Source organism: Pseudomonas syringae (assembly GCF_000737245.1).
GTDB lineage: Bacteria > Pseudomonadota > Gammaproteobacteria > Pseudomonadales > Pseudomonadaceae > Aquipseudomonas > Aquipseudomonas syringae_J.
In genome coordinates this window covers 144,966-164,486 of sequence record NZ_JPQU01000067.1, presented here as the reverse complement: position 1 = coordinate 164,486, position 19,521 = coordinate 144,966, and the positions used below count along the sequence as shown (strand labels likewise).

Below are 19,521 nucleotides of genomic sequence, written 5' to 3'. Positions count from 1 at the left end.
AGCGGACCGTCAGATGTGCAGAATGAATTCGCGTACCAGCTTGCTGCCGAAATAGGCCAGCATCAGCAGGCAAAAACCGCCCAGAGTCCAGCGGATAGCCTTGTGTCCGCGCCAGCCGAGCCGGTTGCGACCCCACAAGAGCACGCTGAACACCACCCACGCCAGACAGGCCAGCAGGGTTTTGTGCACCAGATGCTGGGCGAACAGGTTTTCGACGAACAGCCAGCCGGAAATCAGCGACAGCGAAAGCAGCGACCAGCCTGCCCAGAGAAAACCGAACAGCAGGCTTTCCATGGTTTGCAGGGGGGGGAAGTTCTTGATCAGCCCGGACGGGTGCTTGTGCTTGAGCTGGTAATCCTGAACAAGCAGCAATAGCGCCTGGAACACCGCGATGGTGAACATGCCGTACGCCAGGATCGACAGCAGGATATGGCTGAGGATGCCGGGTTCTTCAACGATGGGCTGCACGGTGCCGACCGGAGCGAACTGCGCGAGCAGTACTGTGATCAAGCCCAGCGGGAACAGCAGCACCAGAAGATTTTCCACCGGGATGCGCGCAGTGGCCAGCAGCGTCAGGGCGATGACAGCCAATGCGATCAGGCTGGCGGCACTGAAGAAGTCCAGGCCAAGCCCGATCGGCCGGATCAGTTGCGAAAAGAGTCCGAACGCATGGGCAATAACTGCCAGCGTGCCGAGCAGGCAAAGCAGCCGTTTGTCGGCTCGTGTCGCCTGACTGAGGCGGATGCCTTGATAGGTTGTCGCAGCGGCGTAAAGACAGGCGGCGGCGAGGCTGGGGAGCAGGCTGGGTGGCAAAGGGAACATAAATCCTGATGGACGGGCCGCAAAGGCGCTGAGTTTGGCATAGAACCGACATTTCACGAAAGACCACAGAAGCAGACTCCGTAGTGTCCGTGCAGCGGAGTCTTCGCTATAATCCGCGACCTGCTCAAGCCGCAGGCTCGCCGAGCGCCATATTTACTACGGGCCGGGCCGCACCAACCGGGGTTCGACAAGAGCCTGAAAGGATCGCGCATGTTTGAAAACCTGACAGACCGTCTCTCCCAGACCCTTCGCCACGTCACCGGCAAGGCGAAGCTGACTGAAGACAACATTAAAGACACCTTGCGCGAAGTGCGTATGGCTTTGCTCGAAGCCGACGTTGCCTTGCCGGTGGTCAAAGACTTCGTCAACAAGGTCAAGGAACGCGCTGTCGGCACTGAAGTGTCCCGCAGCCTGACGCCGGGCCAGGCGTTCGTGAAAATCGTCCAGGCCGAACTGGAAGACATGATGGGGGCGGCCAACGAAGAGCTGAGCCTCGCCGTCACGCCTCCGGCAGTCATCCTGATGGCGGGTTTGCAGGGTGCGGGTAAAACCACCACCGCGGGCAAGCTGGCCAAGTTCCTCAAGGAGCGCAAAAAGAAAACCGTCATGGTGGTCTCGGTGGACGTGTACCGTCCTGCGGCCATTAAGCAGCTGGAGACCCTGGCCAACGACATCGGCGTCACTTTCTTCCCGTCCGATATCAGCCAGAAGCCGATCGAGATCGCTCAGGCGGCTATCAAGGAAGCGAAGCTGAAATTCATCGACGTGGTTATCGTCGATACCGCTGGCCGTCTGCACATCGATGTCGAGATGATGGGCGAGATCCAGGGCCTGCATGCGGCGGTCAAGCCTGCTGAAACCCTGTTCGTGGTTGATGCCATGACCGGTCAGGACGCGGCGAACACCGCCAAGGCATTCGGCGATGCTCTGCCGCTGACCGGTGTGATCCTGACCAAGGTCGACGGCGATGCCCGTGGCGGTGCGGCGTTGTCCGTGCGTGCAATTACCGGCAAGCCGATCAAGTTCATTGGTATGGGCGAGAAGAGCGACGCGCTCGAACCGTTTCACCCGGACCGTATCGCTTCACGCATCCTGGGTATGGGCGACGTGCTCAGCCTGATCGAGCAGGCCGAACAGACCCTCGACAAGGACAAGGCCGACAAGCTGGCCAAGAAGCTGAAGAAGGGCAAAGGCTTCGATCTCGAAGACTTCCGCGATCAGCTGCAACAAATGAAGAATATGGGCGGCCTTGGCGGGCTCATGGATAAACTGCCAAGCATCGGCGGCGTCAATCTCTCGCAAATGGGCAATGCCCAGGGCGCTGCAGAGAAGCAGTTCAAGCAGATGGAGGCCATCATCAACTCCATGACCCCGGCCGAGCGCCGCGACCCTGAGCTGATCAGCGGTTCGCGCAAGCGTCGCATTGCGATGGGCTCCGGGACTCAGGTTCAGGATATCGGGCGTCTGATCAAGCAACATAAACAGATGCAGAAGATGATGAAAAAATTCTCCGCGAAAGGCGGAATGCAGAAAATGATGCGCGGCATGGGCGGAATGTTGCCCGGCGGTGGCATGCCAAAGATGTGATGTATCGCGCGCGGAGTGATTCGCGCGCCTCACCACTGGGAGGTTCACCTCCCGCAAATGCCCGCTTTGCGGGCACACACCAGCCGTCGATACAGGCGGTTTCTTGGCAAATCTTGATGGCATGCCGATAGGCGCCGGAAAAAGACATTTGCAAAAGTCCGGATATTCCTTAGAATATGCGGCCTTTCGGGCACCTATGCCCGCTGTGCATCTTAGATTTGCAGCACCGACTACAGGAACGATGTTCAATGCTAACCATTCGTCTTGCCCTGGGCGGCTCCAAAAAGCGCCCGTTTTACCACCTGACTGTTACCGATAGCCGCAATGCGCGCGACGGTTCACACAAAGAGCAAATTGGCTTCTTCAACCCGGTAGCCCGTGGTCAGGAAGTTCGTTTGTCCGTGAACGAAGAGCGCCTGAACTACTGGTTGAGCGTAGGTGCACAAACTTCCGAGCGCGTTGCTCAGTTGTTGAAAGAACACGCCAAGACCAAGGTCGCGGCCTGAGCAATATGAACGCGGCGCCAACGACTGCCGACGACTTGATCGTCATTGGCAAGATTTACTCGGTTCATGGCGTTCGCGGCGAAGTGAAGGTCTTTTCCTTTACTGATCCGATTGGAAACCTGTTGGATTACAAAACCTGGACGCTTCGGCGCGAGGGCAGCGTTAAACAGGTAGAGCTGGTCAGCGGACGCTTGCAAAACAAGTTCCTGGTCGCAAAGCTCAAAGGTCTCGATGACCGTGAAGAGGCTCGTCTTCTGTCCGGTTTTGAAATCTGCGTGCCGCGTAACCTGTTCCCTGATCTGACCGACGGCGAGTACTACTGGTACCAGCTGGAAGGTCTGAAGGTCATCGACCAACTTGGGCAATTGCTCGGGAAAATCGATCACCTGCTAGAGACTGGCTCGAACGATGTAATGGTGGTCAAGCCCTGCGCAGGCAGCCTGGATGATCGCGAACGCTTGTTGCCCTATACAGAGCAATGCGTGTTGGCAGTCGATCTGGTAGCCGGCGAGATGAAGGTGGATTGGGATGCGGACTTCTAAGCGATGGCTAGCCTGCGCATAGAAGTGATCAGTCTGTTTCCCGAGATGTTTTCCGCCATCAGCGATTACGGCATTACCAGCCGTGCGGTGAAACAAGGGCTGTTGCAGCTCACTTGTTGGAATCCGCGGGACTACACCACGGATCGGCATCACACGGTGGATGATCGCCCATTTGGCGGTGGTCCGGGCATGGTGATGAAGATCAAGCCCCTTGAAGATGCTCTGGTTCAGGCCAGGCAAGCGGCAGGGGATGCGGCGAAGGTTATTTACCTGTCGCCACAAGGCCGCCAACTGAATCAGTCTGCGGTACGCGAACTGGCGCAGGAGGAAGCGATTATCCTCATCGCCGGTCGTTATGAAGGCATTGACGAGCGTTTCATTGAAGCTCATGTCGATGAAGAGTGGTCGATTGGTGACTATGTACTTTCCGGTGGCGAGCTGCCGGCGATGGTACTGATCGATGCGGTTACGCGACTGCTGCCTGGAGCTTTAGGGCATGCGGACTCCGCGGAGGAAGATTCCTTCACGGATGGTCTGCTGGATTGCCCGCATTACACCCGACCGGAGGTGTATGTGGATCAGCGTGTTCCCGACGTGTTACTGAGTGGTAATCACGCACACATCCGGCGTTGGCGTTTACAGCAGTCCCTTGGGCGGACCTATGAACGACGCGCCGATCTTCTGGAAAGCCGCTCGCTTTCTGGAGAAGAGAAGAAGCTGCTCGCGGAATACATCCGCGAACGGGACGATAGTTAACGTATCGATGGTAGATCCAGACGATTTACCTTAGGAGCACAGCATGACTAACAAAATCATTCTTGCACTCGAAGCAGAGCAGATGACCAAAGAGATCCCTACCTTTGCCCCGGGCGACACTGTTGTCGTTCAGGTGAAAGTGAAGGAAGGCGACCGCGCGCGTCTGCAAGCGTTCGAAGGCGTTGTAATTGCCAAGCGTAACCGTGGCGTGAACAGTGCTTTCACTGTTCGTAAAATCTCCAACGGTGTTGGCGTTGAGCGTACTTTCCAGACCTACAGCCCGCAAATCGACAGCCTGGCTGTGAAACGTCGCGGTGACGTTCGCAAGGCCAAACTGTACTACCTGCGTGACCTGTCCGGTAAAGCAGCTCGCATCAAGGAAAAACTGGCTTAAGTCCAGCAATCCGATGCAAGAAAAAGCAGCCTTCGGGCTGCTTTTTTGTGTCTGGGGTTTTATTGTCCCAGCCAACCATGCCCGTGCTGTTCAGCTAATAAGCGCCAATATTTATGTCTGCTATTGATGATCCGCTGATTGACCGCTTTCTGGACGCCCTCTGGCTGGAGAAAGGACTGTCGGATAACACCCGTGATGCTTATCGCAGTGATCTGGCCCTTTTCAACGGCTGGTTGCAGGAGCAAGGCCTGGAATTGATTAACGTAGGGCGCGAAGCCATCCTGGATCACTTGGCATGGCGCGTGGACAAGGCTTACAAGCCGCGCTCCACGGCTCGGTTCCTGTCGGGCGTGCGTGGTTTTTATCGCTATCTGCTGCGGGAAAAAATGATTCAAATTGACCCGACGTTGCAGGTAGATATGCCACAGCTCGGCAGACCACTACCCAAATCGTTGTCTGAAGCTGATGTCGAAGCGCTACTAGCCGCGCCTGACTTGAGCGAAGCCATCGGTCAGCGTGACAAAGCCATGCTTGAGGTGCTTTATGCCTGCGGGCTGCGAGTGACCGAGCTGATCAGTCTGACGCTGGAGCAGGTCAATCTGCGTCAGGGTGTACTGCGTGTCATGGGCAAAGGCAGCAAAGAGCGGTTGGTGCCGATGGGCGAGGAAGCCATCGTCTGGATCGAGCGCTATATGCGCGGTGCACGCGACGATCTGTTGGGCGGGCGTCCGAGCGACGTGTTGTTCCCCAGTCAACGCGGTGAGCAAATGACTCGTCAGACCTTCTGGCACCGGATCAAACATCAGGCGATGGTGGCCGGTGTCAGTAAATCCCTTTCGCCACACACCTTGCGACACGCGTTCGCCACGCATTTACTTAACCATGGTGCGGATTTGCGTGTGGTGCAGATGCTACTGGGCCATAGCGACCTGTCTACGACCCAGATTTACACCCATGTCGCCCGCGCTCGTCTGCAAGACTTGCACAGTAAGCATCATCCTCGCGGTTAGGCCGAAAAAAACCGACAAAAATCAGAACAGTCTTGCGTCACGGCGGGTCGGTGTTGCGGGGCTTATGTGGTAGTCTTTGCCGGTTTCGCAGATGGAAGTTTGTGCCATTTTTTTCGGCACAACCCGCCTGCCCACCGCCCGAGGAGTTTTCATGCGTGTGAACCAGATTATCGCCGTCGCAGCTGTTGCGCTGGCCAGTACCTTCAGCATGTTCGCTCAGGCCGATGCCGCCGCCGACCAGGCCATTCGAAAGACCCTGGACTCACTCAAACTCGAACTTCCGATTGAAAGCATTGGCGCCAGTCCGTTGAACGGCCTGTACGAAGTCAAGCTCAAGGGTGGCCGCGTGCTGTATGCAAGTCCGGATGGCCAGTTCGTGATGCAGGGCTATCTGTTCCAGATTCAGGATGGCAAGCCGGTCAACCTGACTGAGAAGACCGAACGCCTGGCCATCGCCAAAACCATCAACGGTATTCCCACCGCAGAAATGGTGGTCTACCCGGCCATTGGCGAGACCAAATCCCATATCACAGTGTTCACCGACACCACCTGCCCGTATTGCCACAAGCTGCACGCCGAAGTGCCGCAGCTGAACAAAATGGGCATCGAAGTGCGATATGTCGCCTTCCCGCGCCAGGGCCTGGGTTCTCCGGGTGACGAGCAATTACAGGCGGTATGGTGTTCGAAGGATCGCAAGGGCGCCATGGACCGCATGGTCGATGGCAAGGACATCCAGGCCGCAAAATGCGCCAACCCTGTAACCAAACAATTTGAAATGGGCCAATCGATCGGTGTGAACGGCACGCCGGCCATCGTTTTGGCTGACGGCCAGTTGATTCCGGGTTACCAGCCCGCTGCACAAGTGGCCAAACTGGCGCTCAGCGCCAAATAAAGCAGCGCGTCCAATGACCGTTGTGTAAATAGAGAGCTGCACCGCGTCGTGCAGCTGTTTTCCACGGCCGGCGTTTAGTCGGTCGTTTTACGGGGAGTTCATAGTGAATCCGGTCAAAGTAGGCATCTGTGGGCTGGGGACCGTCGGTGGCGGTACCTTCAACGTACTTCAGCGTAACGCCGAGGAGATTGCCCGCCGTGCCGGGCGTGGAATCGAAGTGGCACAAATTGCCATGCGTACGCCAAACCCCAACTGCCAGATTACCGGTACACCCACCACCAGCGACGTCTTCGCGGTGGCAACCAACCCTGAAATCGATATCGTCATTGAACTGATCGGCGGCTATACCGTAGCCCGGGATCTGGTACTCAAGGCCATTGAAAACGGCAAACACGTCGTCACTGCCAACAAAGCGCTGATTGCCGTGCACGGTAACGAGATTTTCGCCAAGGCGCGTGAGAAGGGCGTGATCGTAGCGTTTGAAGCTGCGGTCGCTGGTGGTATCCCGGTCATCAAGGCAATTCGCGAAGGCTTGTCGGCAAACCGCATCAACTGGGTCGCCGGTATTATCAATGGCACCGGTAACTTCATCCTTACCGAGATGCGCGAGAAGGGCCGCACCTTCCCGGATGTCCTGGCAGAAGCCCAGGCGCTGGGTTACGCGGAAGCCGATCCGACATTCGATGTGGAAGGTATCGACGCTGCGCATAAGCTGACCATTCTGGCCTCGATTGCGTTTGGCATTCCGCTGCAATTCGATAAGGCCTACACCGAAGGCATCACCAAGCTGACCACCGCTGACGTGAACTACGCCGAAGCACTGGGTTATCGCATCAAGCACCTGGGCGTGGCGCGCAGCACTGCGGCCGGTATCGAGCTGCGTGTGCACCCGACGTTGATCCCGGCTGACCGGCTGATCGCCAACGTCAACGGCGTGATGAACGCCGTGATGGTCAATGGCGATGCCGCCGGCTCGACGTTGTTCTACGGCGCCGGTGCAGGCATGGAGCCTACGGCCTCTTCGGTGATCGCCGATCTGGTAGACGTTGTCCGGGCAATGACCTCCGACCCGGAAAATCGCGTACCGCATCTGGCTTTCCAGCCGGACTCGTTGTCCGCTCATCCGATTCTGTCGATCGATGCCTGTGAAAGCGCGTATTACCTGCGAATTCAGGCCAAGGATCATCCCGGCGTGCTGGCTCAGGTAGCGAGCATCCTGTCGGAGCGCGGCATCAACATCGAGTCGATCATGCAGAAGGAAGTCGAAGAGCAGGACGGCCTGGTGCCGATGATTCTGCTGACCCATCGCGTGGTCGAGCAGCGTATGAATGATGCCATTGAGGCCCTGGAAGCATTGCAGGACGTGGTTGGCCCGGTGGTTCGGATCCGCGTTGAACATCTCAATTAATTGAGAGCGGCAAGCCGCAAGCCGCAAGCCGCAAGCTAGAAGCCAGTCGCTTTTACTTGCAGCTTGCAGCTTGCAGCTCGCAGCTCAAACCGAAGGTTTGAAATCTTATGCGCTATATCAGCACCCGCGGCCAGGCGCCGGCCCTGAATTTCGAAGACGTGTTGTTGACCGGTCTGGCCAGCGATGGCGGTCTGTACGTTCCGGAAAACCTGCCACGTTTCACTCAGGAAGAAATCGCTTCCTGGGCTGGCTTGCCGTATCACGAACTGGCTTTCCGGGTGATGCGCCCGTTTGTGACCGGCAGCATTCCGGATGCGGATTTCAAGAAGATCCTCGAAGAAACCTACGGCGTGTTTACCCACAGTTCCGTCGCACCGTTACGCCAGCTGAACGGTAACGAATGGGTGCTTGAGCTGTTCCATGGTCCGACCCTGGCGTTCAAGGACTTCGCCTTGCAATTGCTGGGTCGACTGCTGGATTACGTATTGGCCAAGCGCGGCGAGCGCGTGGTGATCATTGGCGCAACATCGGGTGATACCGGCTCTGCTGCCATTGAAGGCTGCCGCAAGTGCGATAACGTCGACATCTTCATCCTGCACCCGAACAATCGGGTTTCCGATGTCCAGCGTCGGCAGATGACCACGATTTTCGGCGACAACATCCATAACATCGCCGTGGAAGGCAACTTCGACGATTGCCAGGAAATGGTCAAGAACAGCTTCGCTGACCAGAGCTTTCTCAAGGGCACTCGTCTGGTCGCGGTCAACTCGATCAACTGGGCGCGGATCATGGCCCAGATCGTTTATTACTTCCACGCCTCCCTGCAACTGGGTGGGCCGGCGCGTTCAGTATCGTTCTCGGTGCCAACCGGCAACTTCGGCGATATTTTCGCCGGTTACCTGGCGCGCAATATGGGGCTGCCGATCAATCAATTGATCGTGGCGACCAACCGCAACGACATCCTGCATCGCTTCATGAGCGGCAATCAGTACGTCAAGGAAACCCTGCACGCGACCTTGTCGCCCTCGATGGACATCATGGTCTCGTCGAACTTCGAGCGTTTGCTGTTCGACATGCACGGGCGTAATGGCGCTGCCATTGCCGGTTTGATGGATACCTTCAAACAGGGCGGCGGTTTCAGTGTTGAAGAAGAACGCTGGACTGAAACCCGCAAGCTGTTCGACTCCCTGGCAGTCAGTGATGAGCAGACGTGCGAAACCATTGCCGAAGTGTTTGCCCAGACCGGCGAGCTGCTGGACCCGCATACGGCTATCGGCGTGAAAGCAGCGCGTGCCTGTCGCCGCAGTCTGGATATCCCGATGGTGATCCTGGGAACGGCTCATCCGGTGAAATTCCCCGAAGCAGTGGAGAAAGCCGGTGTAGGAAAAGCGCTTGAGCTACCTACACATTTGTCTGATTTATTCGAGCGCGACGAACGCTGCACCGTTTTGCCGAATGACCTGAAAGCCATACAGGCCTTCGTCAGCCAGCATGGCAATCGCGGTAAACCGCTATAACGGAATAGTCGTGTAACAACTTAAGGCCCGCCCACCAGCGGGCCTTATCATTTGCGCATGTCACACTTTGGAGGTGAATCACTTACGGATGAGTTAGTTGTTGTGAATAATGCAAGCAAGTGGAGCGCGGTTGACCATAAGCGCATCGCTACTATCAAGCGCACTTTCGGCGCGCTGTTATTTCTTCTGGTGCTGTTGTTCAGTCAGCGCGCCCTGGCTGCGTACAGTTTGCCGTTTCGTCTGCCAGCACCCTTCGTGGCGGTGGATCCGCTGCCGCTTTCAGCCAGGGATCGTCAGTGGCTGGATCAGCAGGCCGTCTTGAGAGTGGGTATTGCGACGGTAGATTATGAGCCGATTGATATCGCCAGCGATCGCAATCTCTACCAAGGCATCAGTGCCGATTATCTGGCGCTGACCGGTAGCATGCTTAACGTCAAAATGCAGGTAGTGGGGTTTGCCAAGACTGAGGATGCGATCAACGCGTTGCGCAATGGCACGATAGATATCATCACTATTGCCAATAACTTCGAACGCGGGTTTGAGCAGCTGCGCTTATCCAGGGGCTATATCGCCGATCGATCGGTGGTGGTGGCCCGAGGCATGGGCCGTGAGATTGCAGACGGGTTCCAGGGCAAGACGCTGGTGGTAATCGATGGGTACGTCAGCCAGCAGGCGTTGCATGCGGCTTACCCTGACAGCGAAATTATCGTCGCGCCGAGTATGTTCAGTGCGATGGAGGCGGTCAGTCAGGGTGACGCAGATGCCTTCATCGGCAATGAGCTCATTGCTCGCTCCTACCTTTCACTGCGCCCTTATCTGGGCTTGCAGGTCCATTCTGACAGCGTGTTACCTCAGGACGCTTTTTCCTTCGCGGTGCGCAATGAACAGACACCGCTCTTGGCGTTGATTGATACAGCAATAGACAGCGTGGAGTCTTCGGTGACTCGAGAATTGCTCTCGCGCTGGACCTTGGGCCTTGGCGCTGATGTGGCTGGCCAGGGCGTGGCGTTGAACCGCAACGAGCGAGAGTGGATCGCCAGGCATCCAGTCGTCACCGTTGTCTCCGAACAGCATCCGCCTTATATCTATCGGGATCGGAACGGCCAGTGGGTCGGTTTGAATGTCGATGTACTGAGTCGGATATCCCGGCTGACCGGTCTACAGTTCGTGCATAGAGAAGCCACAACGATCGAACAGACTTACGCTACTTTGCATAGCGGTCAGGCACTGATGACCACCCATCTTGGCGAGAACGCCGAACGCAGGAAATTACTCACTTTCAGTTATTCGTTCGGCGGTAACAGTTGGGTTTTTGTCCACAGGTCGAGCGAGTCTTCGCCTCTCTCCTTGCAGGAGTTGCATGGCAAGACCCTTGCGTTACGCGCGCGGCATGTCTTGGAGGAAGACATCAGGCGCGAGCATCCGCAGATAAAACTGCATCTGGTGGAAAATTACGAAGAAGCCCGTCGACTGGTGCGGTCGGGTAAGGCGGCTGCAACGATTCAGAATGAGGCGGGTGCTCATCTGTCTCCCCCGGATGGCCTCAACGTTGGGCGCAGTGTCGAAGGCTGGTGGTCGCCGGACAGGTTTTCAGTCGTCAAGTCACACCTTGAATTACTCGGCATTCTTAACAAAAGTCTCGAAGAGTTTCCCGTCTCTGAGATGCGGGCGATTCGTACCAAGTGGCTTTCGTCCTTCGCTCCTCAGCCGTCACTCTGGAGCCGGATACCCGACTGGGTCTATTGGCTGTTGGTCTTTGCCTTGCTGATGGGACTGATCTCTCTGGCGTGGAGCAGTCGCCTCAAGGTGCAGATTCATCAGCGCCGCAAAGCTGAAGAAGCGCTCAATGATCAGTTGGCTTTCAAGCACGCGCTGCTCAATGGCATTCCCAACCCCATTTATGTCCGTGATCTGAAAGGGCGGTTGATCTCGTGCAATCGAAGTTATGAGGAGAGCCTGGGTATCAGTTTCGAGCAAATGAATGGACGACGTCTGATTGATGTGGAATTGATCCCGCCGGAGATAGCGGGCCAGTTACATGGTGATTACCTCAAATTGCTGGAGACGCGGCAGCCAATCTTCATTGACCGTAGCATGCAGCTGCGAGGCAGGCGGATAGACGCGTGGCAATGGACTGTGCCCTTCTACCGGGCAGATGGTGAGCTTCAGGGGTTGCTGGGTGGCTGGATTGACATTACCGAGCGCAACCAGCTAGAGAGGCCGTTACTGGACGCCGGGCAGCGGGCAGATCACGCCAGACAAGCGAGGACGACCCAGCCGTAAAGCTCAAGCCTTTTTCTGCAGGTAGATCAGCAACGCCACGTCGGTGGTCAGCCTGAGCTTGCGCATTGCACTTATTTTCTGCGCACTGACCGTCTGTTTGCTGCGGCTGAGTCGCTCGGCTATTTGGCTCACCGAGGCTCCCGTAGCAAACAGTTTCAATACCTCCTGCTCTCGTGGCGAGAGTTGTTCCAACGTCTTGGGGCGGGCCTTTTCCTGTTGCAGCGCCTCGAGCATGGCATTACGTACGGAGTTGGCTATGTAGGGGCGCTCTCGGCGAATCGAAGCGATGGCTGCGGGCAATTCTATGAGCACATGGGTTTTGTTCATCAGACCCTGGACCTTCAATCTGAGAATTGACCGAAGCAGTTGCCCGTCCTCTACAGACGTGACGACCAGAATGCGCAGCTCTGGAAATTTTTTGCGGATGTCGGTCAGCAGTTGTAAATCCTTGGCTTGCTGATCGGCGGGCATCAATAAATCAGTGATCAACAGTTCAGGATTATGCCGATGCAGCAGTTGCAGGCGCTCATCGGCGGTCAGGGCCTGAGCAACCACTTGGGCGTCAGGCACTTGTTCGGCCACAGTCTGCAGGCCCATGCGAAATATCGGATGATCGCCCGCCAAAAGAATGCGCAAGGTTTGAACTGGGAAGTCGCTCAAGCTGTGCTCCGTTGCGTCTGAACGCCTCAATGAAGAAGGCACGCAGCATTGCAGTCTTGATCGCTCCTGAGGTCAGGATGAGGCAGCGCACGTCTGTAGGAAATGGTCAGGATCTTGAAGGAAGTATCCTACGGACCGATCTTTTCATCGCTGGCGTTTTTTTCCTGTCACATCCGGCAGGCATGCTCGAGCTAGCCCGTCGAGAACTTTCTATCGATGCCGATGGTCATTGATAAGCACCTTTGCATTCAAACTGTTGAGTGGTGAACCAGATGGAAAATATCAGCTTACTGCTAAGCGAAGCACTGACGCCGTATCAGGCTGATCTAGGTCCGGCAGGGCTGTTGGGCGAGCGCCTGGTGTCGCTCAAGGATGCCGATGGTGCAGTGATCATCCAACGCACATTCTCGGCAGCACAGCTTGGCGACAAACGCCAACTTACCGATGTCGTCGATGGTCTGCGTCGCGATTTGATGGTGGCTGAAGGTCGCATCGAACCTTGCGTGATCGCGGCCATGCGCCATGCGGCCCTAAATCGCCCGTTCATCCCTGCCCAGCCTTTTGTTTGAAGGGCACTGGAACCTTATGGTTCATGGACGTTCTGATCAATTACGACGACTTCAAACATTGTGCTCCGGTGCTTGAAGTCCCGTACTGGTCCCGATGGGCCACGGTTTACCCCGAGTAGTCTCCCCGCTACTCGGGGTTTCTTTTTTTCAGCCCGGGTAATGCGCCTCGGTTAGAAGCTTCATTTCCTCGAGTCTTCAAAAAATGCCTTGGCGTCCTGCAGGTATTCCTCCCGCTCTGGCGATGGCAGCCACTGAGCATACAGTTCCACCAGTTTGCTCTCGCGCAGCACCCGCATTTCACGGTTGATCACTTCAATAGCCTGTTTGCCTTCGGGCGTGTTCGAGCAAGCGATGTGGGTGAATTGATACTTGGGCGTTCCCTTTACCGGTAAAAAAACCAGGTCCTGAGCGAGGATGCCTTGCTGTCGCGCCTGATAGAGTGCTTCAGGCCAGTAGCTGATCAGCGCCTCCAGACGCCCAAGTCGCTCCATTTGCAGCAGGCTGCCTATGGCGTCATTGCCGTAATGCAGGTTCAGCTCTTCCTGAGGCACACTTTTCAGGATCGGATCGATGACCTGGCCGTAACTACGCTCGGCGACAATACCGATCTTGATTGACTTGCTCTCCAGCAGTGCAGCCAGATCAACCGACTTGCCTTCCATGAAGGGAGTGAACTTCTCCATATCCCGACGGCGCACGATCAGGCCATTGCTGGCAACGGCATAGGTTGGAATAGAGAAAATCAAACTCTTGGCCCGCTCCGCCGTCCATAGCAGCATGGGATCGCAGGTAAACGTCTCGTCTTTGAGCATTTGCATGCCCCGAGCGCGATTGACATGCATCAGCAGGTGTTCGTATTCCGGCATTCGCGCCGTGAGCAGCGGCAAGAGTTGGTCTATGGCCCCCTTGCCCTGATCCGGCCCGGAAAAGATCGTCACCGGCGGCATATCCCGCAAGAGCCAGATGAGGGTGTCCTTGGCGTAACTCGTGCCTGGCATGCTTAGCTGGCAGAACGCTGCCAGAGCGATGGTCAGGGGCAACCTCTTGAACGATGAGGTGCGATAAGGCATTCGCGGTATCTTCCCCAGGAAATGGCTGAGTATAGAGCGTCATATGACGAGGAACTGGCGGGCGCCCAAATCAAGCGGCTTGTCAGCGCTGGATGCCGGTTGCGCAGAATATCGTTTCGAGTCGCGAATATGTACTGATACGCAGGTGTTTTCTCGCATGCCTGTCACCTGCAACTCCAGGCAAGTAACCGATCAGCTTGTCCGGGTCGTTCCTCAGCCCTGCATCGGGTAGACTTGCCGCCTTTCCCGCCTCTAGAAGCCCGTTCATGGCCCAGCCGTCCACGACCTACAAATTCGAACTCAACCTCACCGATCTTGATCGTGGGGTTTACGAAAGCGTCAAACAGACCATCGCCCGTCACCCGTCTGAAACCGAGGAGCGCATGACCGTGCGCTTGCTGGCCTACGCGTTCTGGTACAACGAACAGTTGTCATTCGGCCGTGGATTGTCGGACGTGGACGAGCCGGCGCTCTGGGAAAAAAGCCTGGATGATCGTGTTCTACACTGGATCGAAGTCGGCCAGCCGGACGCAGATCGTCTGACCTGGTGCTCGCGCCGTACCGAACGCACCAGTCTGCTGGCTTATGGCAGCCTGCGCGTCTGGGAGGGCAAAGTAATCCCAGCGATCAAGAACCTGAAAAACGTCAACATCGCCGCCGTACCCCAGGAAGTTCTGGAAGTGCTGGCCAAGGATATGCCACGGGTTATCAAGTGGGACGTGATGATCAGCGAAGGGACGATTTTCGTCACCGACGATCGCGGTCAGCATGAAGTCCAGTTGCAATGGCTGGCGGGTGAGCGCGGCTGATACTGACATCTTTCAGGTGGTGGAATCTCTGTAGGAGCGAGCTTGCTCGCGATTGGTTTTAACTGTCGATAAATTATCGTCTGATCTGACGCTATCGCGAGCAAGCTCGCTCCTACAGTGAAACGTTTCAATCAGTTAGTTTTCCAGGAATCAGCGAAAACCGCATGCGCATCGAACCTCGTACATTGCCGCAAACCCTGCCTTTTCTCGGCGATCTGCCGCCTTTGCTGACCCGGCTTTACGCCGCGCGGGGCGTGCAGTCCGAAGCAGAGCTGGATAAAAGCCTTGCGCGGTTGATCCCGTATCAGCAGCTCAAAGGCATCGATGCCGCAGTGGATTTGCTGGTCACGGCCTTGCAGGAGCGACAGCGCATTCTTATCGTCGGCGACTTCGATGCTGACGGCGCCACGGCCAGCACGGTAGGTGTGCTGGGCCTGAGGTTGTTGGGCGCTGAGCACGTCGATTATCTGGTGCCCAACCGTTTTGAATACGGCTATGGCCTGACGCCGGAAATCGTCGCCGTGGCATTGCAGCGCGCGCCGCAGTTGCTGATGACGGTCGATAACGGCATTTCCAGCGTTGAAGGCGTCGCGGCGGCCAAGGCTGCCGGTTTGCAGGTGCTGGTGACCGATCACCACTTGCCTGGTCATGAATTACCGGCCGCCGATGCCATCGTCAATCCCAACCAGCCGGGTTGCACTTTCCCAAGCAAGGCGCTGGCGGGTGTCGGGGTGATTTTCTACGTGCTGATGGCTTTGCGCGCACGCCTGCGTGACAACGGCTGGTTTGAGGCTAACCAGCGTGCTCAACCGAATCTGGGCGAACTGCTGGATCTGGTCGCGCTGGGTAGCGTGGCTGACGTGGTGCCGCTGGATACCAACAATCGCATCCTCGTGCATCAAGGTTTGATGCGTATTCGTGCTGGTCGCGCGCGTCCTGGTCTCAAAGCGATCCTGGAGGTCGCTCGTCGTGATCACAAACGTATTACCTCCACAGACCTGGGGTTTATCCTCGGCCCGCGTCTGAACGCGGCAGGGCGTCTGGATGACATGAGCCTTGGCATTGAATGCCTGCTCTGCGAAGACGAAACCCTGGCCAGGGAAATGGCCGTGCAGCTGGATGAACTCAATCAGGACCGCAAATCCATCGAGCAGGGCATGCAGCGCGAGGCGCTGGCCCAGCTGAAGGATCTGCCATTGGAATCCATGCCGTTCGGACTTTGTGTGTTCGAGCCGGACTGGCACCAGGGCGTCATCGGTATCCTGGCGTCGCGTCTCAAGGATCGCTATCACCGCCCGACCATCGCATTCGCCAGTGCAGGCGAGGGCGTGCTCAAAGGCTCCGCTCGCTCGGTGGCAGGTTTTCATATCCGCGATGCACTGGACGCCGTGGCGGCGCGTCACCCCGAACTGATCAGCAAGTTCGGGGGGCACGCGATGGCGGCGGGGCTGTCATTACCTGAACAGAACTTCCCGGCTTTCGCTCAGGCGTTTGATGAAGAAGTGCGGCGTCAGCTTCAGGAAGAAGACCTGACGGGCCGCTTGCTGTCCGACGGCGCGCTGGCGGTCGAGGAGTTTCATCTTGAACTGGCCCGCGCCCTGCGTAATGCCGGGCCGTGGGGCCAGCATTTTCCTGAGCCGTTGTTCCATGGCGTATTCCAGTTGGTCGAGCAGCGGGTCGTTGGCGAGCGTCATTTGAAGATGGTGCTCAAAAGCGAATGCGGCACGGTAAAGCTGGATGCGATTGCCTTCGGTGTCGACCGGGATATCTGGCCCAACCCCAACATTCGCTGGGTGGAACTCGCTTACAAGCTCGACCTCAACGAGTTTCGTGGCAATGAAACCGTGCAGTTGATGGTTGCCCACATCGCACCGCGCTAGCAATCAGCAGGAACCCTCGGCGGGACGGTATTGTCGACTAGGCTATATGCACTGTCCAAATCCTGCCTGAGAGGTCCCCATGAGCCTGTTGTTAGAGCCCTACACCCTGCGCCAATTGACTTTGCTCAATCGCATCGCAGTTTCCCCCATGTGCCAGTACTCGTCTGTCGATGGTTTGGCCAATGACTGGCACCTGGTACATCTCGGTAGCCGCGCTGTGGGCGGCGCCGGTCTGATCTTCACCGAAGCCACTGCCGTGACCGCAGACGGCCGAATCACCCCGGAAGACCTGGGGCTGTGGAAGGACGAGCAGATCGAAGGCCTGCAGCGCATCACGCGTTTCATCACCGCGCAAGGTGCTGTCGCCGGTATCCAGCTCGCCCATGCCGGGCGCAAGGCCAGTACCTGGCGTCCGTGGCTGGGTAAGTCCGGCAGCATCAAGGCGGACGAGGGTGGCTGGACGCCGTGGGGGCCTTCGCCGATTGCCTTCGATCCAAAACACACGGCACCTGTGCAACTGAGCGAGGCGCAGATTCAGGAAGTCATCCAGGCATTCGTCGCCTCTGCCAAGCGGGCGCTGACCGCCGGTTTCAAAGTGGTGGAAGTCCACGCGGCCCACGGCTATCTGCTGCATCAGTTCCTCTCGCCACTGAGCAACCAGCGTCAGGATCAATATGGCGGCTCGTTCGAGAATCGCATTCGTCTGACTCTGGAAGTCACCCAAGCCGTGCGCGCTGTCTGGCCTGAAGAGCTGCCGTTGTTTGTACGAGTGTCTGCGACGGATTGGGTGGAGGATGGCTGGAATCCGGATGAAACCGTTGAGCTGGCCCGTCGCTTGAAAGACTTGGGTGTTGATCTGATTGATGTGTCATCGGGTGGCACTGCGGCCAACGCGGAAATCCCGGTAGGCCCTGGTTATCAAACCCGTTTCGCCGAGCGTGTCCGCAAGGAATCCGGCATTGCCACTGGCACCGTGGGTATGATCACCGAGCCCGCTCAGGCCGAACACATCCTGCGTACCGGTCAGGCCGACATCATCCTGCTGGCTCGGGAGCTGTTGCGCGACCCTTACTGGCCGCTGCATGCCGATGACGACCTGGGCGGCCGCAAAGCCACCTGGCCCGCCCAGTATCAGCGCGCAACCCATCGTGATCAGCCGATTCATGAGTCTGATTTGCGCGATTAAAATGCGCCCCCACCGCGGTGTATCTGAACCACCGCTGCTCGCAGCCTTCGGCAGCTCCTACAGAACCGAGGTCTGTCTGACACACCGCAATCGCGGGCCTCGTAACCTCGGTGCGCTCCTACAGAACCGAGGTCTGCCTGACACACCGCTATCCCGGGCCTCATAACCTCGGTTGCTCCTACAGAACCGAGGTGTGTGACGCTCAATGCTTGAACATCACATGCCGGACCGTGGTGTAGTCCTCCAGTCCATACATCGACATGTCTTTGCCGTAACCCGAAAGCTTCTGCCCGCCGTGGGGCATTTCGCTGACCAGCATGAAGTGCGTGTTCACCCAAGTGCAGCCGTATTGCAAGCGCGCGGCCAGGCGATGGGCGCGGCCGATGTCCTGGGTCCAGACGGATGAGGCCAGGCCGTAATCGGATTCGTTGGCCCAGGCCAATACCTGAGCTTCGTCGTCGAAGCGGGTGACAGAGACCACCGGTCCGAACACTTCACGCCGCACGATTTCGTCGTCCTGCTGGGCGTCGGCAATCACCGTGGGTTCGAAAAAGAAGCCATTGCCATCCACTGCTTTACCGCCAGTGATCAGCCGAATGTGCGACTGAGCCAGTGCACGTTCGACAAAACCTGCCACGCGATCCCGATGATGGGCACTGATCAATGGCCCCATTTCGGTGGTCAGATCGCTCTGCAGACCATATTTGATGGTACTGACCGCCTCACCGAGCTTGGCGACAAAGGCGTCGTAAATGTCTTTTTGCGCGTAGATACGGCAAGCGGCGGTGCAATCCTGACCCGCGTTGTAAAAGCCAAAGGTGCGAATGCCCTCGACGGCGGCATCAATGTCGGCGTCGTCGAAAATGATCACGGGCGCCTTGCCGCCCAGCTCCATGTGCATGCGTTTTACGCTGCTGGCGGTGCTGGAAATGATATGTGAGCCGGTGGCTATGGCGCCGGTGAGGGATACCATGCGCACTTTCGAATGGGTCACCAGCGCATTGCCCACCGAGGTACCGCGCCCGAAAACCAGATTGAGTACCCCCGCCGGGAAAATACCCGCCGCCAGTTCCACCAGACGCAGCGCGGTAAGGGGAGTCATTTCCGAGGGTTTAAGCACCACGGTATTGCCCGCCGCCAACGCTGGAGCGACCTTCCAGGCGACCATCATCAGCGGGTAATTCCACGGCGCAATGGAGGCGATCACGCCAATCGGGTCGCGGCGGATCATCGAGGTATGCCCCGGCAGGTATTCACCCGCCGCCGATCCGCCCATGCAGCGACTGGCGCCGGCGAAGAAGCGGAACACATCGGCGATGGCTGGAATCTCGTCATTCAGCGCAGCGCTGTAAGGCTTGCCGCAATTGTCCGACTCCAGTTTGGCAAACTCTTCAGCGTGGGCTTCGATGGCATCGGCCAGTTTCAGCAGCAACAGCGATCGGTCCTTGGGCACTGTTTGCGACCAGCTTTCAAAGGCCGTATCGGCTGCCCGCACGGCGGCATCCACCTGGGCTTCGCTGGCCTCATTGATTTCCGCCAGCACTCTGCCCAGCGCAGGGTTGAATACAGCCTGCACCGGACCTTCGCCTTTGACTAACTGGCCGTTGATCAACAGTTTGGTTTGCATGCT

The 19,521-nt window shown here is 57.4% G+C and carries 17 protein-coding genes and 1 pseudogene; 14 read left to right on the top strand and 4 right to left on the bottom strand.

What is annotated here, in order from left to right:
- Positions 1 to 9 precede the first annotated feature (9 nt).
- Positions 10 to 822, bottom strand: a complete 813-nt coding sequence (locus IV01_RS04370) for a cytochrome C assembly family protein (protein ID WP_032630847.1) — start codon at positions 820 to 822, stop codon at positions 10 to 12.
- 210 nt (positions 823 to 1,032) lie between these two features.
- On the opposite strand from IV01_RS04370, the gene ffh reads away from it, so the two are divergent.
- The 10 genes and pseudogenes from ffh to IV01_RS0125465 all read left to right on the top strand — a co-directional run.
- Positions 1,033 to 2,409, top strand: a complete 1,377-nt coding sequence (ffh, locus tag IV01_RS04375; RefSeq protein ID WP_032630846.1) for a signal recognition particle protein — start codon at positions 1,033 to 1,035, stop codon at positions 2,407 to 2,409.
- A gap of 248 nt (positions 2,410 to 2,657) precedes the next feature.
- Entirely contained in the window at positions 2,658 to 2,915 is a 258-nt protein-coding gene (gene rpsP / locus IV01_RS04380) for a 30S ribosomal protein S16 (RefSeq protein WP_032630845.1), read from the top strand.
- A gap of 5 nt (positions 2,916 to 2,920) precedes the next feature.
- On the top strand, positions 2,921 to 3,457 hold the full coding sequence (rimM, locus tag IV01_RS04385) for a ribosome maturation factor RimM (protein ID WP_032630843.1): 537 nt from the start codon (positions 2,921 to 2,923) through the stop codon (positions 3,455 to 3,457).
- Positions 3,458 to 3,460: 3 nt separating this feature from the next.
- Entirely contained in the window at positions 3,461 to 4,213 is a 753-nt protein-coding gene (gene trmD / locus IV01_RS04390; RefSeq protein ID WP_032630842.1) for a tRNA (guanosine(37)-N1)-methyltransferase TrmD, read from the top strand.
- Between the two features lie 43 nt (positions 4,214 to 4,256).
- Positions 4,257 to 4,607, top strand: a complete 351-nt coding sequence (gene rplS / locus IV01_RS04395; protein WP_020289544.1) for a 50S ribosomal protein L19 — start codon at positions 4,257 to 4,259, stop codon at positions 4,605 to 4,607.
- 113 nt (positions 4,608 to 4,720) lie between these two features.
- Positions 4,721 to 5,617, top strand: a complete 897-nt coding sequence (xerD, locus tag IV01_RS04400) for a site-specific tyrosine recombinase XerD (protein ID WP_032630841.1) — start codon at positions 4,721 to 4,723, stop codon at positions 5,615 to 5,617.
- A gap of 151 nt (positions 5,618 to 5,768) precedes the next feature.
- Positions 5,769 to 6,509 carry a DsbC family protein gene (locus IV01_RS04405; RefSeq protein ID WP_032630840.1) on the top strand — a complete coding sequence of 247 codons (741 nt, stop codon included), beginning with the start codon at positions 5,769 to 5,771 and terminating at the stop codon, positions 6,507 to 6,509.
- Between the two features lie 103 nt (positions 6,510 to 6,612).
- Positions 6,613 to 7,917 carry a homoserine dehydrogenase gene (locus IV01_RS04410; RefSeq protein WP_032630839.1) on the top strand — a complete coding sequence of 435 codons (1,305 nt, stop codon included), beginning with the start codon at positions 6,613 to 6,615 and terminating at the stop codon, positions 7,915 to 7,917.
- A gap of 107 nt (positions 7,918 to 8,024) precedes the next feature.
- On the top strand, positions 8,025 to 9,434 hold the full coding sequence (thrC, locus tag IV01_RS04415) for a threonine synthase (RefSeq protein WP_032630838.1): 1,410 nt from the start codon (positions 8,025 to 8,027) through the stop codon (positions 9,432 to 9,434).
- Positions 9,435 to 9,608: 174 nt separating this feature from the next.
- Positions 9,609 to 11,705: pseudogene (locus IV01_RS0125465) on the top strand (transporter substrate-binding domain-containing protein); the annotation flags it as partial.
- A gap of 15 nt (positions 11,706 to 11,720) precedes the next feature.
- On the opposite strand, the gene IV01_RS04420 reads toward IV01_RS0125465, so the two are convergent.
- A complete protein-coding gene (locus IV01_RS04420; RefSeq protein WP_032630836.1) occupies positions 11,721 to 12,377 on the bottom strand; it encodes a response regulator transcription factor in 657 nt (218 codons plus the stop codon).
- Positions 12,378 to 12,649: 272 nt separating this feature from the next.
- On the opposite strand from IV01_RS04420, the gene IV01_RS04430 reads away from it, so the two are divergent.
- Positions 12,650 to 12,946, top strand: coding sequence for a DUF3509 domain-containing protein (locus IV01_RS04430; protein ID WP_032630834.1), 297 nt, complete (start codon positions 12,650 to 12,652; stop codon positions 12,944 to 12,946).
- Positions 12,947 to 13,125: 179 nt separating this feature from the next.
- On the opposite strand, the gene IV01_RS04435 is transcribed toward IV01_RS04430, so the two are convergent.
- The gene (locus IV01_RS04435) at positions 13,126 to 13,968 is read right to left on the bottom strand and encodes a TIGR02285 family protein (RefSeq protein ID WP_418903558.1); all 843 of its coding nucleotides are present in this window, start codon (positions 13,966 to 13,968) and stop codon (positions 13,126 to 13,128) included.
- 314 nt (positions 13,969 to 14,282) lie between these two features.
- Between IV01_RS04435 and IV01_RS04440 the strand changes: the two genes are divergently transcribed.
- From IV01_RS04440 to IV01_RS04450, 3 genes are all read left to right on the top strand, one after another.
- Positions 14,283 to 14,825 carry a YaeQ family protein gene (locus IV01_RS04440; protein WP_032630833.1) on the top strand — a complete coding sequence of 181 codons (543 nt, stop codon included), beginning with the start codon at positions 14,283 to 14,285 and terminating at the stop codon, positions 14,823 to 14,825.
- Between the two features lie 164 nt (positions 14,826 to 14,989).
- Entirely contained in the window at positions 14,990 to 16,705 is a 1,716-nt protein-coding gene (gene recJ, locus IV01_RS04445; protein ID WP_032630832.1) for a single-stranded-DNA-specific exonuclease RecJ, read from the top strand.
- Positions 16,706 to 16,784: 79 nt separating this feature from the next.
- The gene (locus tag IV01_RS04450; RefSeq protein ID WP_032630831.1) at positions 16,785 to 17,891 is read left to right on the top strand and encodes an NADH:flavin oxidoreductase/NADH oxidase; all 1,107 of its coding nucleotides are present in this window, start codon (positions 16,785 to 16,787) and stop codon (positions 17,889 to 17,891) included.
- Between the two features lie 202 nt (positions 17,892 to 18,093).
- Here IV01_RS04450 and IV01_RS04455 read toward each other — a convergent pair whose 3' ends face one another.
- On the bottom strand, positions 18,094 to 19,518 hold the full coding sequence (locus IV01_RS04455; protein WP_032630830.1) for a gamma-aminobutyraldehyde dehydrogenase: 1,425 nt from the start codon (positions 19,516 to 19,518) through the stop codon (positions 18,094 to 18,096).
- Positions 19,519 to 19,521: the final 3 nt, after the last annotated feature.

Coding starts and splice junctions, on each gene's coding strand:
- IV01_RS04370 (WP_032630847.1), bottom strand. CDS start 822: ATGTTCCCTTTGCCACCCAGCCTGCTCCCCAGCCTCGCCGCCGCCTGT.
- thrC (WP_032630838.1), top strand. CDS start 8,025: ATGCGCTATATCAGCACCCGCGGCCAGGCGCCGGCCCTGAATTTCGAA.
- rimM (WP_032630843.1), top strand. CDS start 2,921: ATGAACGCGGCGCCAACGACTGCCGACGACTTGATCGTCATTGGCAAG.
- IV01_RS04455 (WP_032630830.1), bottom strand. CDS start 19,518: ATGCAAACCAAACTGTTGATCAACGGCCAGTTAGTCAAAGGCGAAGGT.
- rpsP (WP_032630845.1), top strand. CDS start 2,658: ATGCTAACCATTCGTCTTGCCCTGGGCGGCTCCAAAAAGCGCCCGTTT.
- ffh (WP_032630846.1), top strand. CDS start 1,033: ATGTTTGAAAACCTGACAGACCGTCTCTCCCAGACCCTTCGCCACGTC.
- IV01_RS04430 (WP_032630834.1), top strand. CDS start 12,650: ATGGAAAATATCAGCTTACTGCTAAGCGAAGCACTGACGCCGTATCAG.
- IV01_RS04450 (WP_032630831.1), top strand. CDS start 16,785: ATGAGCCTGTTGTTAGAGCCCTACACCCTGCGCCAATTGACTTTGCTC.
- xerD (WP_032630841.1), top strand. CDS start 4,721: ATGTCTGCTATTGATGATCCGCTGATTGACCGCTTTCTGGACGCCCTC.
- IV01_RS04405 (WP_032630840.1), top strand. CDS start 5,769: ATGCGTGTGAACCAGATTATCGCCGTCGCAGCTGTTGCGCTGGCCAGT.
- recJ (WP_032630832.1), top strand. CDS start 14,990: ATGCGCATCGAACCTCGTACATTGCCGCAAACCCTGCCTTTTCTCGGC.
- trmD (WP_032630842.1), top strand. CDS start 3,461: ATGGCTAGCCTGCGCATAGAAGTGATCAGTCTGTTTCCCGAGATGTTT.
- IV01_RS04440 (WP_032630833.1), top strand. CDS start 14,283: ATGGCCCAGCCGTCCACGACCTACAAATTCGAACTCAACCTCACCGAT.
- rplS (WP_020289544.1), top strand. CDS start 4,257: ATGACTAACAAAATCATTCTTGCACTCGAAGCAGAGCAGATGACCAAA.